We start from the raw sequence: 17,475 nt of genomic DNA, 5'->3' as shown, positions 1-17,475 counted from the left end.
TACGTTAAGTGATCTTTAATTTTAGAAAAATTTTCTTACTGTTGTTTTTTTTTTCTTGCCACCAAGACGCTAAGGCGCAAAGTTTTTCACGTACTGTTTGTCATTTCTAGGAACGAGAAATGACAAACAGTACGTTTAAAAAGTTACCTTTTAAAAAAATTAGTGCTTTTGCGGCAAAATCTTATTTAGGAAATACAGCACTCTGATATGCGCCTAAATCGGGCGGAGAAGTTCTGGTTTTCCCCAGAATATCCAACGGAATTAGATACGCCTGGTTCCCTTTCGCGAAAGCGGGAGAAGTAGTATCAATATTAAACTTATTTTGTGAAACATTATAAAACTTCGGATTTTCATTTAAGATAATGTGATTATAGTGTTCTGTGTCGGTTTTAAACTGATAATCAGGATTGGTACTTGAGCTGCTGAACTTCAACAGGCAATTATTGAGTTGGTAGATAAATGCTGCAGTTGTGTTTTTATTCAAATTGAATTCGTTTGTACTTGATCCGTAAATAATACAATTATTGAAAGTCGCCTGCGTTAAAGGATTTGCTGCAGGGGTTAATCCAGCCAAATTGTTGCTGAGGTTAACTGCAAAATGTGATGAGTTTTGCCAGTTGTTATTAAAAGTACAATGCGTGAAAACATAATTTCCGCCATAAACACAAGATAAACTCGCTAAGCCAGCATAATTAATGACGATGTTTTCTCCGTTAATGTATGCGTTTTGTGCTAAGATTCCGTATTCGGCACAATTGTATATTTGGGTATTTTTGATGTCAATTGTAGTGCTATTATCAGGACTCTTTATATTTAAACCTGTAATAGCATTTTTTAAAGTAAGATGATTGATTGAATGATTTTTACTTCCACTAGCTAAAATAACCGAGTTCCATTGCCCGGGAATGTCATCGTAAAGAGATTCTAATCGATCTCCTTCAAAAATAACCTCTTGTTCTAATTTATTGGTAGTAGATACCGCTCCATTTACTTGTAATGATGCTTTGTTATCAACATAAAGTCCTGAATTGGCATGAAAAAAGACTCTTGCGCCAGCTTGAAATGTTACGGTTTTATTTTGAGGAATGCCTGCAAAACCATAAACGACATAGGGCTTCTGATTGGTGAAAAGCAATTCGTTTCCGTTTGCAGCGTCATTTTCATCCAAATAAAAACCATCAACAGGTTTGCCGTCTATTACGATTTTTTCTTTGGTTCCGTCAGCATTTTGTTTTGGATATAAAAAAACAGCATCCTGAATTAAGGTAACCAAAGCAACTTGTTGAAGGTTGGCACCGCTGTCAAACAAAATTTGATCTGTGTACAAAAAATCAGTCGGATTTGCATCTGTAATATCTGCGGTGGTTTCTATAAAAATATACAAACTGTCTTTCGCTAAAAGTGTTATATCTTTAAAAATCTTGCCATTGTTTCCGCTCATTCCGTCAACGGTCATCCTGTATTTAGAATTTAAACCATTTTTAAGTTGAATCGTCGGAATCGAAATATCGTCTTTACTCGTATTGTAAACCTTAAGTTGGTAAGTGCCCGAGCCGATATTTTTAAAAACTGTATCCAGATAAACAGTGTCTTTTGAAAATTTTAAATTTCCGGAACTGGCAACGGTGTCAAAATCAGTGCGACAAGAACTGAAAGTTATAAGGATTCCAAAAATAAAAAGTATAAAGTATTGACGCATTTGTTTTCTTTTTTGCCACTGATTTAAAAGATTAAAAAGGATTTTATATTTTTTTTTAATCTGTGATAATCTGTGTAATCTGTGGCAAAAAAACATTACTTTTTTAGCCGAAGATTAATATCGATTATTTTTGTAAAAATAACAAAAAACTTACACGTTTGAAGTTGATTTTTAATTTAGAATTCGATTTTCGAATTTGTATCTCTTCTTTTCTTTAATTTTACGATTTTAAATTCCATTTTAATGAATTATACAAAAGAGCAGATTTTAGTGCGTTGCAATGAATTTTCTAAAAACACGCTAATGGAAACGCTAAAAATAGAATATATAGATGCCGGTGAGGATTTTTTAACGGCTAGAATGCCGGTAAATCCTTCCGTTCACCAACCAATGGGACTTTTGCACGGAGGAGCTTCTGTAGCTTTGGCAGAAAGTGTAGGCAGTGCAGCATCATTTTTTTTCATCAATCCAAAAGAACAGGAAGTACGCGGAATCGAAATTTCGGCCAATCACTTAAAAAGCATCCGTGAAGGCTGGGTTTTCGGGACGGCGAGAATCATTCATAAAGGAAGAAGTATTCATCTTTGGGAAATTAAAATCACTGATGAAGCCGGGAATCTGATTTCGCTTTGCAAGTTGACAAATATGGTTTTAGAAAGAAAGAAAACAGAATAGAACATGAATGATTTTTTTTCTAAAATAAAAAAACATTACGAAAAGCACTTGCCTTTTGTAATGTATTCTAAGCCTAATTCCAGAACTATTTTTGGACTTTTACAGCAAAATGACGCTTTGCATACGATCTCTAATTACAAAGAAAAAGGTTTTGTTTTTGCTTCTTTTGATGAAAAACAATTGGTTTTGATTCCGGAGAATGAATCTGAAGTTATAACAACAGAGCAAGAAGAACTTTCTTTTGAAGTTGTTGAAGTTGAAGATTCAGGTTTTGATGCAGCCGCTAAAATTCAATACGAAGATTTAGTTTCGAAAGGAATAGAAGCGATTAAAAACGAAGAATTCAAAAAAGTGGTTTTGTCCAGAAGCGAAAAGGTTGATTTGGCACAATTTGATTTTGTAGCCACTTTTCAGCATTTGATCGAATTGTATCCTACTACTTTTTCGTATTGCTTTTTTCATCCTAAAATTGGATTTTGGATGGGAGCAACCCCGGAACAATTACTAAAAGCTAACGGAAATGTTTTTGCAACTACGGCTTTGGCAGGAACTCAAAAAGCAACCGCTGAAACTGAAATTCTCTGGCAGCAAAAAGAAAAAGACGAGCAACAATACGTAACTGATTTTATTGTAAAAAGATTGCGGGAAGTTGCTGCTTCGGTTAACGTTACAGAACCTTACAGTCTTAGAGCGGGATCTATATGGCACATTAAAACGGATATTTCAGGAGTTTTGAATGATAATTCGACGCTTGAAGAAGTGATAGATACTTTGCATCCAACTCCGGCAGTTTGTGGTTTGCCAAAGAAAAAAGCAAAAGCCTTTATCATAGAAAACGAAAATTACGACAGAACTTTTTATACCGGTTTTCTGGGTGAGTTAAACAGCAGTTTTGCCAATAACGAGATTAGTTCTGATTTATTTGTAAATTTACGTAGCATGCAAATTCAGGAAAATAAGGCCATTTTGTACATGGGCTGCGGAATTACAAAAGAAAGTATTCCTGAAAGAGAATGGGAGGAAAGCGTGAATAAATCAATGACGATGAAGAGAGTATTGAGAATAGCTTAAAAAAAATAAGTTTACAGTCGCAGTCACAGTTTTCAGGTTTGCTGTGACTGAATACTGCGACTGTAAACTGCGACTAAAAACAAAAACAATGAAATTAGATATATTAGCCTTTGGCGCACATCCTGACGATGTAGAACTGGGATGTGCAGGAACAATTTTAAAAGAAATATCCCTTGGAAAAAAAGTAGGTATTGTTGATTTAACGCGCGGTGAATTAGGAACGCGCGGTACGGCTGAAACCAGAGATCAGGAAGCAAAAGATGCAGCAAAGATTTTAGGGGTTTTGGTTCGTGAAAATCTAGGTTTACGAGATGGTTTTTTTGTAAACGATGAAAAGCATCAGCTTGAAGTCATAAAAATGATTCGAAAATACAAACCAGAGATTGTATTATGCAATGCAATCGATGATCGTCATATTGATCATGGAAAAGGAAGCAAATTAGTTTCTGATGCTTGCTTTTTATCAGGATTAATGAAAATTGAAACAGCTATAGATGGCGCAAGTCAGGAAGCCTGGAGACCAAAAGTAGTATACCATTATATTCAGTGGAAAAATATTACTCCGGACTTTGTGGTTGATATTACGGGTTTCGAAAATAAAAAAATAGAAGCTGTTATGGCTTATAAGACTCAGTTTTATGATCCAAATTCTACCGAACCTGTAACGCCTATTACAAGTAAAAACTTTTTTGAAAGCCTAAATTATCGTGCGCAGGACTTAGGAAGGTTAGTTGGTAAAGATTTTGCAGAAGGTTTTACTGTTGAAAGGTGTTTGGCAGTCAATAGCTTAGAAGATTTGATATGATTTTGGTGTAAATTTTTCATTTTTTTCTTTGGAGAAGTAAACCTTTGTTGTATATTTGCAACCGCAAAGAAAAATGGTGGTTGTAGCTCAGCTGGTTAGAGTATTGGTTTGTGGTGCCGAGGGTCGCCGGTTCGAACCCGGTCAGCCACCCAGAAATTTAAAGCCTTGAAGAAATTCAAGGCTTTTTTTGTGCCTATAAGTTAAATTTCAATTTTGTTTAAAATTTCAAATTCCAGGATGGTGAATATTTCATTAACTAAAGATTTTGAAATTTTGGATTTAATTTTTTTGGATTTATTTTTTGTTTTTCACAAATGAAGAGCAATGTTTAAGTCATGATTTATTGGTTATTACGGTTTAACTTGTAAAACATTTTACTTCATCAAAATCATTTTTTTACTTGATATCTCCGGTTTTCAAACGTTTTTTCTTTGGAGAAGCAAACCTTTGTTGTATATTTGCATCCGCAAAGAAAAATGGTGGTTGTAGCTCAGTTGGTTAGAGTAGCGGTTTGTGGTGCCGCGGGTCGCCGGTTCGAACCCGGTCAGCCACCCGGAAATTTAAAGCCTTGAAGAAATTCAAGGCTTTTTTTGTGCTTATAATTTAAAAATCTATTTCTTAAATTACTCTTCCTTTCTATTATCCTTGATTAATTTCAAAACCTTTAAAGAGAGTAAAAAAAACTACCGCAGAGCATGCTAAGTTCTTTACTCTTAACTTTTATAAAATACTAAGTTCAAAAAAGCTTTGCGAACCTAGATTATCTAAACAACTTAAATCTTAGTGAACTCTGCGAAAAACCTTTGTGGTCTTTGCGTTAAAATAATTATACAATAAGATTTTTAATGTTTCTACGACATTTAGCATTAAGGCTAAAAAAGTATAATTACTAAAATTCCCTAAAGTATTGCAAATTTAAAAACCGGTCAAATTATCAAGACTGGAATAATTTAGTACTCTAAAATGTTAAATTAAAAAGTAATTTTTCATGATTTTAATCATGAAATAAAATTAAGTGGCATAATATCTTTACAACGTAAATCAAGCTCCAAAAAAATAAAACAATCTATAATCCAGGTATTTTAAAAATAATTTTTAAGAATATCAAGAAAAAAATAACCGTATGGATAAGTCATTCTTAATTACTGAAATAAACCGACTCAAACAAGAAAAAAATGCGATTATCCTCGCTCATTATTATCAGGATAGTGAAATACAGGACATTGCTGACTTTGTAGGGGACAGTCTTGAGTTATCTAAAAAAGCAGCCTCTGCCAACGCAGATATCATTGTTTTTGCAGGAGTATATTTTATGGCTGAAACGGCAAAAATCATAAATCCGCATAAAAAAGTGCTTTTGCCTGACATCAATGCTGGATGTTCTCTTGCTGATGGATGTGATCCTCACAATTTCAGGAAATTAAAAGAGCTTCATCCTAATCATGTCGTGGTAACTTATATTAATTCTTCGGCCGAAATAAAGGCTTTAAGTGATTGGGTTTGTACTTCGTCAAATGCAAAAAAAATTATAGAAGCAATTCCTAAAGAGCAGGAAATAATTTTTGCTCCTGATAAAAATTTAGGAATGTATCTAAAAAAGGTTGTAAACCGTGAACTACTACTTTGGGATGGCTCGTGCATTGTTCATGAAGCTTTTTCATTAGACAAGCTTATCGAAATTTACAATGCAAATCCCACTGCTAAAATTGTAGCACATCCTGAATCAGAAAGGCATATTCTCGAAACAGCCCATTATATTGGATCAACGTCCGGAATGCTCAATTTTATCAAGAATGATGCGGCTACGACTTTTATTGTAGCAACAGAAGCTGGAATCCTGCATCAGCTATCAAAAGATGCACCACAAAAAACGATAATTCCGGCGCCATCACACGAAGATAATACTTGTGCCTGCAGTGAATGCGCTTATATGAAAGTAAATACTTTAGAAAAACTTTATTTATGTCTAAAAAATGAAGGTCCGGAAATTACTATCAATGAAGAATTACGATTAGAAGCCATAAAACCTATAAACAGAATGCTCAATTTGTCATAACATCTAAGTCAATCAACATGAAAAAAACTGATATACTTATAATTGGTTCCGGAATAGCGGGTTTATTTTTTGCGATAAAAATTGCAAAAAAGCGACCAGATTTATCCATAACAATTATGACCAAAGACAAGGTCAAAAACTCTAATACCCAATTGGCTCAAGGTGGTATTGCTGTTGTTACGGATTACATAGAGGATAGTTTTGAACAACATATAGAAGATACCTTAAGATCGGGTGGAGGTTTATGCGATGAAGAAATTGTGAAAATGGTAATACATCAGGCTCCTGAGCGATTAAAAGAACTTATTGATATTGGAGTTTCTTTTGATAAAAATAAATCCGGAATATGGAATTTAGGTTTGGAAGGCGGACATTCTCAACATCGTATTTTGCATCATAAAGATATATCCGGAGCAGAAATAGAAAAAAATCTAATTGAAACTGTAAAATACTTATCGAACATTACAGTTCTTGAAGACCATTTGGTTATTGATGTCGATACTAAAAAAAGTAACGGAAAGATTCGTTGTAAAGGCGCTTTTTATTGTGATAAAATCAATAAGAAAGTAAAATACGTACGTACTAAAACGGTAGTTTTGAGTACAGGAGGATGTGGACAGATTTTTAAGAATACGACCAATCCTGAGATTGCAACTGGTGACGGAATTGCAATAGCTTCCCGCGCCGGAGCTGTAATAAAGGATATGCAATACATACAGTTTCACCCAACAGCATTGTATGAAGAAAATAAAAATCCGTTCTTTTTAATTTCTGAAGCTGTAAGAGGTTTTGGGGCGCACATTGTTAATGAAGATCAAAAGCGTTTTATTTTTAAAGATGATATTCGGGGGGAATTGGCAACAAGGGATGTAGTATCGCAAGCCATAAGCAAAGAAATACAAATGTCCGGAAAGCAGTATGTTTATTTGGATTGCCGACATCTTGATTTTGATGAATTTTATACTCATTTTCCGTCTATTACAGCATATTGCAAGACTATTGGATTACATCCTGAAAAAGATTTAATTCCTATTGTTCCCGTTGCTCATTATCAATGTGGCGGTATTAGTGTAAATAAAAAATCACAAACCAATATAAAGAATCTCTATGCCATAGGTGAATGTTCCAGAACAGGTTTGCATGGGAAAAACAGATTGGCTTCAAACTCCTTATTAGAAGCTTTGGTTTTTGCTCACCAGGCTTCGGATCATATCGGCAGGACTATTGATGATTTATCTTTCTCCTCAAAAAAAAGCCTGTTGAAGTTCGATGAGCCTTTACTGGACAAAGATTCTAATTACTTTATAAAATTGAAAAAAGAGCTTCAAACCATGATGACTTTTTTTTATGCCAGTAAAGATTCTGATTTTCTTAAAATATTAAATAGAATAGAATCGATGAAAATGACAACAGTAGGCTTATTATTTAGAAAGCAAAAAATAACAACACAGCTTGTTGAATTTACTAATATGCTTACCGTTGCTAAAATTATTGTAGAACAGAATAAGACCGAGGTTTTAAAAAAGGTTACAAGTTATTAAATTACATTTTCTGTAATCATTTTAAATAATTCAAACCGTTTACAAAAAAAGTATTGTCTATAATAACCAAAAAAGCATGACGATTAAGTCATGCTCATTTGGTTATTATAGTTTGGTTTATTGAATTATCGTATTTCGTCGAAAGTATTTCCTTGTTTGATATCTCCGGTTTTAAAACCTTTCTTAAACCAGTACATTCTTTGTTCTGATGTACCGTGCGTAAATGAATCCGGAACAACATGTCCTTGCATTTTACTTTGAATGGCGTCATCGCCAACTGCATTTGCTGCACTTAACGCTTCTTCGATATCTCCTGCTTCAAGATATTGCTGGTTGTCATGGGCCCAGACTCCCGCATAAAAATCGGCTTGTAATTCTAACGCTACAGAAAGTTTATTGGCCTGCGCTTCGCTTTTTCCTTCTTGTTCCTGACGCATTTTTTCTGATGTTCCCAGTAAGGTTTGAATATGATGGCCTATTTCATGAGCGATAACATAAGCAATAGCAAAATCACCTCCTTCAGCTCCAAATTTGGTTTTTAATTCTTCAAAAAAAGCCAAATCCATATATACTTTGCGATCGCCCGGACAATAAAACGGACCGGATGCAGATGATGCACCACCACAAGCTGTGTTTACAGAGCCTCTAAAAAGCACCAATTTAGGTTTTTCGTAAGTCATGTCATGTTCTGCGAAAATTTTGCTCCAGGTGTCCTCATTACGAGCCAGCACCACTCTAACAAAATCTCCGAGTTCTTTATCTTCTTTGCTTAATGGCGCAGCTGATTCGGTTTGTGTCTGGCCGCCTTGCATTTGCTCTAATACATTTCCTATAGTCTGGCCATTTTCGCCACCAAAAACATTCAGTAATAAAATAATAATACCAATAACACCGCCACCAACGGCTACTTTTCCGCCAGAAAGTCCTCTTCTGTCTTCTACATTATCACTTTGTCTACCGCCTAGCCACTTCATATTATGTTGTATTTTAGTTTATTGAGTTTTTATGTTACACGAATTTATAGATTTTTTAGGAATTATTGTTAAAATGAAACAATTTAGTTTTAACTATTTTAACCATTTTGACAACGCTTCTTCTACAGTGCCTTTAATAATTGGTTTAGAGATATAATCATCCATTCCTGCCGATAAGCATTTATTTCTTTCATCTTTCTCTGCGCCTGCGGTTACTGCAATGATCGGAATATCTTTTCCGGTAATCGTATTTCTTATCGCTTTTGTTGTTTCATAACCATTCATAACCGGCATCTGAATATCCATAAAAATAAGATCAGGATTTATGCTTTCGAATTGATTAACGGCTTCGTATCCATTTTCGCATTCATAAATATAAGCAGTGCCATACAAATTTTTAATAATGGTTTTTAGTAATAACATGTTTACTTTGTTGTCTTCAACAATCAAAAAAGTGATATTTTTATGATAGGCACCAGCATTTTTTGAGCTTAATTCCAGATTTATTTTCTTAAGTTCTGCATTGTATTTTTCATTAATGCTTTGGTTGCTGGTTTTTAAATTTAAATCAAAATAAAAATTACTTCCCATGTCAATCTTACTTTCCAGCTGCAATCGACTATCCATTAAAGCTAATAACTGATTGGATATTGTTAATCCCAAACCTGTTCCTCCAAACTTGCGCGTTGTAGAGCTATCTTCCTGAGAAAAAGCTTTAAAAATTTTCTTTTGGTTTTTTTCCAGAATTCCAATTCCGGTATCTATGACGGAAAAACGAATAATACAATTGCCGCTTTTATTTTTTTCCAGAACAGAAACATTTAGTTTAATCGAACCTTCGTTGGTGAATTTGACTGCATTTGAGAGCAAATTGATCAAAATTTGTTTGATTCTCACGATATCTGTCCAAATGTATTTAGGAACATCAGGATCTACATTTAATTCCAGTTTAAGGTTTTTCTGGTTCGATTCGTAAACAATTAGATCAAATACCTGTCCAAGCACTTTTTTGATATCATATAAATCAATAAAAAGTTCCAGCTTTCCGGCCTCGATCTTAGAAAAATCAAGTATATCGTTTATAATTTCTAACAAAGAATGCGCTGACTGATTTATCGTAGTCATGTATTTTTCCTGAATTTCTTCAAGTTCCGTTTTCATCAGTAAATGTGTAAAACCAATAATACCGTTTAAAGGCGTTCTTATTTCATGCGACATATTGGCCAAAAAGTCTGATTTTGATTTGTTCGCTGCTTCGGCCAATTGTTTGGCTTTTATTGCATCTTCGGTTTCTTTTTTGTTTGTGATATCAAAATAAATTCCGCCAACAAATTCAATTTCGTCTCCTTTTTTAATAACATCACCAAATTCTTCTACCCAGATGTATTCGCCGCTTTTTCTGCAAATTCTGTATATGTTGTGCAAAGGAATGCCGTTATGTAAATTATCAATCTGATTACTGATTACTTCGTCCTTGTCATCAGGATGTATAAGGGATAAAAAAGATAAATTATTCTCAATAAATTCTGATTTTGAATAACCCGTTAAATTCGCAATCTCATCATTCAGGAAAATTTTGGTCGACAAGGCATCAAATTTTGATAAATAAACCGTACCCGGAATATTGTTGGCAATCAGTTTGAACTTTTGTTCACTTTCGAGAATTTTGGTTTCATTGCGATTTCTCTCCAATGCCGATGAAATGTTGTTGGCAAGAACCTGAAAGATATAGATTTCTTCTTCAGACCATTTTTTTTCGTTGGTACAATCATCAAAACCAATAAAGCCGGTAAAAACATCATTAATAAACAAAGGCAGAATCAATATGGATTTGATTTGGTTATCAATTAATAGTTGTTTAAAAAAAGTATCACCAAGTTTACGTGTGAGCTTATTTAAGATTTTTCTATTTTTTGCTGCTTCGTAAATTTCCTGTAAATTGTCTTCTGTAAGTTGTTGTACTTTTGTGATTTGATGTTCTATTCCTTTTCTTGACCATTTGTATTTTTGGGAGATACAATTTGTATTAAAGTCTCTTTCGTAGTAATACATATGATCGACTTTGGCTGCTTTACCAATTATTTCATAGGTTTCCTGAAACATTTCGTGAGTGGTTTTACTCAGCAAAAATTTCTCTGTGCATAAAGAAAGTGCCGAAAGCAACTGACTTTTAAATTCTAATCTTCGTTCAGCTTCCAGACGCTTTTGCGACGAAATAGCCAACGAAATCACATCCGCAATTGTTCTGGCATAATTGATATCTTCATTATCCCAGTCCCTTTTTTCCTGAGTGCTTTCAAAACAAACGACACCGCCCAGTTGTCCGCTCAAAAATATAGGAACATCCAGCATTGATTTGATGTGATTTTTGGTAAAATAAAGCTTTTGAAATTCTGATGTTTCTAATTTATTAAAAACATCTGGCGCATTTATTATAGCCTTGTTTTTTAAAGTTTCAAAATAAATGGGGTATGATTCTTTATCTAATATGTTTTTGTCGCTTAAATTCTGATTATCAATACTAAATATGTTTTTGCAACTAATTAAGTCTTTATCATATTTCCAGAAACTTACCCTGTTTGTTTTGGTAACCGTGGCGGCTTCTTTAATAATATAATCCACAACAGTATCCAGATTACTATATTTACTAAAATCTGTGGTTGATAATTTTTTTATGGAATGATTGTAAGATTCAATTTTTTTAAGGCGTTTCTTTTTTTCGTTTTCTATGTTTTTGATATCCGTAATATCTCTGGCTATACCGGCATAACCAATGGTTTGGCCTAAATCGTTTTTACGAATTATAATTTTTTGGGAGATCCATAAAGTTTTTCCGTTTTTCTTTAAAATCGGAATTTCTATAGAAGGGAAATTGTTTTCACTGCTGTCCAGGTTTTCATAAAAATCAACTGCATTTCGCTGGTAGTTTCCATGAATAAAATTCGAATAATGTTGTGATATAATCTCACTTTCTGAATAGCCTAAAATCGAAAAACCAAAGTCATTTACAAAAGTAAAATAACCTTCACTATCGATTTCAAATATAATATCAGTTGCGGTTTGAATCAGGTTTTTGTATTGATCCTGAACATTAATTTGTTCTGTAACATCCTGTCCGATACTGATAATTAGATCATCAGAGAACTTTTTATCTTTCCATTGGATGTACTTGTATTCGCCATTTTTACTCTTTAATTTCCGAATATAAAGCTTGTTTTCCTCGTTGTTAAAATTTTTTATATTTTCAATAAATTCTGTTTCTTTTGTTAGTTTCCAAAATTTCAAACCCATTACTTCGTCCGGCAGATATCCTAGAATTGCTGTTATTGTTTCGCTGCAAAACAGTACTTCGTTTTTTTTATTTGTGGCAATTGTTAATGAATTTCCCTTATGCACAATTTCATTTGTAAACCTGAAATTATCCTTACTATTTAATAAAACGGCATATTTTACCTGATTGATAATAAAAATAAGAATAGAAAAATTGATTAATATAATGGACGATTTTAAAGAAATTAAATGAAAAATAACGGTTGCAATTAAAAAACTAAAAACTAAACCAACAAATAGCCAATATATTTTGATGGGTTTTAAAATGCTGTACGAAAAGAAGAACGAGATTAAAAAGACAATAATTGGAATAACATCATTAGAATGAAAAATAATATTATACCCAATGTAAGCGACGTAAATAAAGAAAAAGAATATAAATAATGGCTGAACCCTATCTCTTAGAAATTTAATTCTACTTGTAATGAAGTAAATAACCAGAATCGAAAATCCGATGGAAACATTGATTACTAATAAACTTTTAGGTCTTATTTTAAAAAGTTCATTGATAATTTCGATTAGAATAATGGCAATACCAAAAAATAAAATATAAAGTTGATATTCTCTGTTGGCTGTTTCGGTTTCCAGTTTTTTTTCTATAAAATAGCCAATTTTGGAATTTATTTTAAAAAATTGATACACCAGAATACTCAAAAGACCAAATAACGCTAATCCTAAAAGTATAATTTTAGGATTGTTATAAAAAATAATGTCGGAAGTAAAAACATACCAGTTTGCAATAATTGATTTTAGGGCATTACCAAGCGTGGCAATTCCAGAAATCAGCGAATTGAAAAAACTATAGTTCTCTACCATAGAATTTGAGGTATGTTTGGTTTAGTAAAAAGTTGTTTGAAAACTCTAAAAAGAGTAGGTTAAGCTCTTTTGTTGTATAGAATTTTCTTTTTTATTCTAAATCCGATTGCCCAATTGAATCAATTGGATCTTCTTTATCATTTTTAAAAATCGCATAATATATAGCATATGTCATTGAATAACTTAGCGGAACTGTAAATAAAATCCCGATAAAAAGAGCCATAAAGCCAATTATCAAAGCAACAACAATAGTGATCATTAATCCTAAAAGTACGACAGGTTGTTTTGCAATAAGAATAAAACTTGATGTAATAGCGTCAATTGCCTTTAAGTCTCCAAATATAATAAGCGGAACCGTTAAAAATGTAAAATACGAAGTCATCAACGAAACTACAATTCCTATCATATTAAGATTTTGAATTTCGAAAAATGTAGATATAGAGACACTGATTAATGAGATAATTGCAGTTGCCAAAAATATTTGTAAAAATTTACTTGATTTATAATAAGTAAAAATGGTCGAAACATTAAATTCCTGATCTCTGTCAGCACAATACGCCATTTTTAGAAATCCGGCACCAAAAGGGCTTAAAATTGCAGAAAATAATACTGTGGCCACAATATAATAAACGAGTTGAATACTTGATAACTGATTAGGTTTGATCGAAAAGAAGGCAGGATCGTTTAATTTATCTACACCAAAAATAACGGCTAAAAGAATAGAACCAATGATACCAAATAGTATAGAAAATACTAATAATATCAATCCGGCATAAAGTGCTATTTTTTTATAGTTTTCAAAAGCAGCGTTAAAGACGGTTGAAAAATCTAAGGTATAACCATGATTCTTAATGTCTTTGATTTGATTAAGTGTGGATCTCATTTTGTGTAAAAGTAGAATTGTTTTATATTCTGGAATTTAAGATAAATAATGTGACGTAAATATAATATTTTTAATCAAATTCATAGGAAAATCTCAAAAACATTACGAAATTGTTTTTGCTGTTATATCCAGTCCAATATTCTTTTTATAGAAGCTAATTTATCTTTGTAAGGTGCATATCTCATTGGTAAATCGAGCCAGTTTGCCTTTTTTACGACAGCTTTATGGTGAGAAAAAATATCAAAGCTCAATTGGCCATGATAAGCACCCATGCCACTATGGCCAACTCCGCCAAAAGGCAGTCTTTTATTAGAAAAATGAACAACAGTATCATTGATACAGCCACCGCCAAACGAATAAGTTTTAATTAATTTTTTGGCAAACGATTTATTTTCGCTAAAAACATAAAATGAAAGAGGTTTCTCATAACGGCTAATCACGTTTTGAATGTCAGCTTCTGTTTCATAAAGAAGAATAGGTAAAATAGGACCAAAAATTTCTTCTTTCATAACAGGACTATCCAATGCAGGTTCTTCGATTAAAGTTGGTGAAATATAAAGTTCGTTGGCATTTGTTTCTCCTCCAAAAATCACTTTTTCGGGTTCGATCATATTGGCTAGTCGCAGCCAGTTTTTGGTATTGATAATACGGGCAAAATCCGAAGATTTGTCGATTTTTTTTCCGTAGGCTTTTATAATTTCCTCGATTAAAAAAGAGATGAAATTAACTTTCATGTTTTTTTGGATCAAAATATAATCGGGAGCAATACAAGTCTGTCCTGCATTAATAAACTTACCCCATACAATACGTTTAGCAGCGAGTTTTAAATTGGCAGTTTCATCAATAATACAGGGGTTTTTTCCGCCGAGTTCTAATGTAACTGGAGTTAAATTTTCGGCTGCGGCTTTTGCAACCACTTTTCCAACAGCCACACTTCCTGTAAAGAAAATATAATCCCATCGTTGTGCCAATAGTTGATTAGACACTTCGACACCGCCTTCAAAAACTTCAACATGATTAACGTGGAATGTTTTTTCGATGATTTTGGCAATTATTGCTGAGGTGTGGGGTGTAAGTTCAGAAGGTTTTAAAACTACCCGGTTTCCGGCTGCTACGGCTGCGATTAAAGGGCATAAAGCCAATTGAAACGGATAATTCCAGGGAGCAATAACCAGAACGTCTCCATAAGGTTCTTTATAAATATAATCTGTCGAAGGAAAGTTAAGAAGAGAAGGAAAAACACGTTTTCGCTTTGCCCATTTATGAATATTTTTGATGGTGTCTTTTAAGTCCGAAATGACATAATTCGTTTCGGTTAAAACAGCTTCAAATTCGGGCTTTTTAAAATCATCGTATAAAGCTTTTACAATTAAGTCTTCGCTTTTCTGAAGGTTATACAACAACTTTTTTAGCGTTTCTTTTCTGTATCCGATGTCGTTTTTATAGTCCATTTTTATGATTCACTTGATTTTTGCCTATGCAAGTTAATCGATAAAAATTAAAAAATTAACAATTGTATCATAAAATCAAAGGGCGTTCCAGATAGTTTCATCCGGAGTTGGCGCTGTGATGGTGATGTTTTCTTTAGAAACAGGATGAACGAAAATCAATTTCCGGGCATGAAGATGAATGCCGCCATCAGGATTGCTTCGGTCAAAACCATATTTTAAATCGCCTTTAATAGGTGATCCAATAGCGGCTAACTGAGCTCTAATTTGATGGTGACGACCAGTATGTAAATTGATTTCCAACGCCACATAATTTTGAAGTTCTTTAAAAACGGTATAATCTAAGCTGGCCAGTTTACTGTCCGGAACTTCTTTTAAATGTGCTTTCGAAGTATTATTTTTTTCGTTTCTTTTAAGATAATGAACCAATTTTGCAGTTGTTTCCTGAGGTTTATTCTTTACAACTGCCCAATAAGTTTTTTGAGTTTCACGATTGCTGAACATTTCATTCATTCTCGTTAAAGCTTTACTTGTTCTGGCAAAAACCACAATTCCGGTTGTAGGACGATCTAATCGATGAATTACGCCCAGAAATACATCGCCAGGTTTATTGTATTTGTCTTTAATGTATTCTTTTACAACATCAGATAAAGGTTTGTCACCTGTTTTATCACCTTGTACAATATCGCCTACGCGCTTGTTGACCACAATAATATGGTTGTCTTCGTGTAGAATTTGGAGGTTGTTTTTATTGGAAAGAATTTTCATTTTAGACTTGCTTAGATTTTTAGACTGACTTAGACTTCTTAGATTTTTTAGGCATGTTTTAATTTTCAACTTATTGATTAAAGTTTTAAAAAAAAGCTATAATAAAGTGGCTCGAAATCTTGAAGTCATTTTTGTAATTTCGTATAGGAGACTTATTAACTCTGTTGTGTTTTCTTCATCAATAAATCCTAAATCAGATGAAATTAAAAGTTGTGTTTCCACTTCGTAGGCAGAACCAATTGCAATTTCCAAGAATCGGGCGAAATCTTTATTTGAATTTCTGGATGAACCTTCTGCAATATTTGAAGGAATTGACACAGATGCTCTTCTTAATTGATTTGTAATCCCAAACTTTTCTTCATTTGGAAAAGTTGCTGTTACGTTATAAATTTTAGAACAAAACAATCTGCTTTTTTTCCAAATTTGAAGTTCTTTAAATTGATGCATTTTTTTTAGATTAGTTAGATTTTTAGACAACTTAGACTTCTTAGATCGTAAAAAATTAAATTAAAAAATCTAAGAAGTCTAAAATCTAAGAAGTCTAGAAGTCTAATCTAGTATTGCTCCCCAGAATTAGGAAAATCACTCGACTTAACATCAGCCGCATATTGACCAATTGCTTTCGTCATTTCTTCGTATAGATTTAAATAACGACGTAAGAAACGCGGACTAAATTCATTGTTCATTCCTAACATATCATGAATCACCAACACTTGCCCGTCAACACCGCCTCCGGCACCGATACCAATAACCGGAATCGAAATGCTTTCGGCTACTTTTTTAGCTAAATCGGCTGGAATTTTTTCTAAAACAACAGCAAAGCAACCTACTTTTTCAAGCAATTTGGCATCTTCGATTAGTTTTTCGGCTTCCTGGTCTTCTTTTGCACGAACACTGTAAGTTCCGAATTTGTAGATCGATTGAGGTGTTAAACCCAAATGTCCCATAACCGGAATTCCGGCGTTTAATATTTTTTTGATAGATTCTTTAATTTCTTTTCCTCCTTCAAGTTTCACAGCGTGACCGCCGCTTTCTTTCATGATTCGAATAGCAGAACGCAAAGCCTCTTTTGGGTCAGACTGGTAACTTCCAAAAGGTAAATCTACCACAACTAAAGCTCTTTCTACAGCACGAACTACAGATGAAGCATGATATATCATTTGATCTAAGGTAATAGGCAATGTCGTTTCGTGACCTGCCATTACATTTGATGCTGAATCGCCTACTAAAATCACATCGACTCCTGCTGTGTCGACAATTTTTGCCATAGTAAAATCGTAAGCTGTTAGCATAGAGATTTTTTCTCCGTTGCTTTTCATTTCGATCAATGACTTTGTTGTGATTCTTTTATAATCTTTTTTTGCTACTGACATTTTATTTTTTTTTGAAGATGTAAAAGTATTGAATAA

The 17,475-nt window shown here is 33.3% G+C and carries 13 protein-coding genes and 2 tRNA genes; 7 read left to right on the top strand and 8 right to left on the bottom strand.

The window, feature by feature from the left end; translation table 11 throughout:
* Positions 1-181: 181 nt before the first annotated feature.
* Positions 182-1,699, bottom strand: a complete 1,518-nt coding sequence (locus tag FLP_RS15935; protein WP_065450659.1) for a hypothetical protein — start codon at positions 1,697-1,699, stop codon at positions 182-184.
* 243 nt (positions 1,700-1,942) lie between these two features.
* On the opposite strand from FLP_RS15935, the gene FLP_RS15930 reads away from it, so the two are divergent.
* From FLP_RS15930 to nadB, 7 genes are all read left to right on the top strand, one after another.
* Positions 1,943-2,374 (top strand): PaaI family thioesterase, encoded by a 432-nt coding sequence (locus FLP_RS15930; RefSeq protein WP_065450511.1) that lies wholly within the window; start codon positions 1,943-1,945, stop codon positions 2,372-2,374.
* Positions 2,375-2,377: 3 nt separating this feature from the next.
* Complete coding sequence (locus tag FLP_RS15925; RefSeq protein ID WP_065450510.1) at positions 2,378-3,445, top strand: chorismate-binding protein; 1,068 nt, start codon at positions 2,378-2,380, stop codon at positions 3,443-3,445.
* An 88-nt stretch (positions 3,446-3,533) separates the two neighbouring features.
* The gene (gene bshB1 / locus FLP_RS15920) at positions 3,534-4,250 is read left to right on the top strand and encodes a bacillithiol biosynthesis deacetylase BshB1 (RefSeq protein ID WP_065450509.1); all 717 of its coding nucleotides are present in this window, start codon (positions 3,534-3,536) and stop codon (positions 4,248-4,250) included.
* 76 nt (positions 4,251-4,326) lie between these two features.
* Positions 4,327-4,400 (top strand) — tRNA-His (locus FLP_RS15915).
* 329 nt (positions 4,401-4,729) lie between these two features.
* A tRNA-His gene (locus FLP_RS15910) sits at positions 4,730-4,803 on the top strand.
* Between the two features lie 570 nt (positions 4,804-5,373).
* Positions 5,374-6,306, top strand: a complete 933-nt coding sequence (nadA, locus tag FLP_RS15905; protein WP_065450508.1) for a quinolinate synthase NadA — start codon at positions 5,374-5,376, stop codon at positions 6,304-6,306.
* A gap of 17 nt (positions 6,307-6,323) precedes the next feature.
* The gene (gene nadB / locus FLP_RS15900; protein WP_065450507.1) at positions 6,324-7,847 is read left to right on the top strand and encodes an L-aspartate oxidase; all 1,524 of its coding nucleotides are present in this window, start codon (positions 6,324-6,326) and stop codon (positions 7,845-7,847) included.
* Between the two features lie 125 nt (positions 7,848-7,972).
* Here nadB and ypfJ read toward each other — a convergent pair whose 3' ends face one another.
* The 7 genes from ypfJ to panB form a co-directional block, all read right to left on the bottom strand.
* Positions 7,973-8,821: a KPN_02809 family neutral zinc metallopeptidase gene (gene ypfJ / locus FLP_RS15895; protein WP_065450506.1), complete on the bottom strand. Its 849-nt coding sequence runs from the start codon at positions 8,819-8,821 to the stop codon at positions 7,973-7,975.
* Positions 8,822-8,914: 93 nt separating this feature from the next.
* Entirely contained in the window at positions 8,915-12,967 is a 4,053-nt protein-coding gene (locus tag FLP_RS15890) for a PAS domain S-box protein (protein ID WP_065450505.1), read from the bottom strand.
* A gap of 91 nt (positions 12,968-13,058) precedes the next feature.
* On the bottom strand, positions 13,059-13,850 hold the full coding sequence (locus FLP_RS15885) for a DUF2189 domain-containing protein (RefSeq protein ID WP_065450504.1): 792 nt from the start codon (positions 13,848-13,850) through the stop codon (positions 13,059-13,061).
* 122 nt (positions 13,851-13,972) lie between these two features.
* Positions 13,973-15,301, bottom strand: a complete 1,329-nt coding sequence (locus FLP_RS15880) for an aldehyde dehydrogenase (protein WP_065450503.1) — start codon at positions 15,299-15,301, stop codon at positions 13,973-13,975.
* Positions 15,302-15,376: 75 nt separating this feature from the next.
* Positions 15,377-16,066, bottom strand: a complete 690-nt coding sequence (locus FLP_RS15875) for an RluA family pseudouridine synthase (RefSeq protein ID WP_065450502.1) — start codon at positions 16,064-16,066, stop codon at positions 15,377-15,379.
* A 96-nt stretch (positions 16,067-16,162) separates the two neighbouring features.
* Entirely contained in the window at positions 16,163-16,513 is a 351-nt protein-coding gene (locus FLP_RS15870; protein WP_065450658.1) for a four helix bundle protein, read from the bottom strand.
* A 107-nt stretch (positions 16,514-16,620) separates the two neighbouring features.
* Positions 16,621-17,439 (bottom strand): 3-methyl-2-oxobutanoate hydroxymethyltransferase, encoded by an 819-nt coding sequence (gene panB / locus FLP_RS15865; RefSeq protein ID WP_065450501.1) that lies wholly within the window; start codon positions 17,437-17,439, stop codon positions 16,621-16,623.
* Between the last annotated feature and the right edge of the window lie 36 nt (positions 17,440-17,475).

This window comes from Flavobacterium piscis (genome assembly GCF_001686925.1).
Classification (GTDB): domain Bacteria; phylum Bacteroidota; class Bacteroidia; order Flavobacteriales; family Flavobacteriaceae; genus Flavobacterium; species Flavobacterium piscis.
The sequence above is the reverse complement of the archived record's forward strand: the minus strand, read 5'-3'. Positions and strand labels throughout refer to the sequence as shown.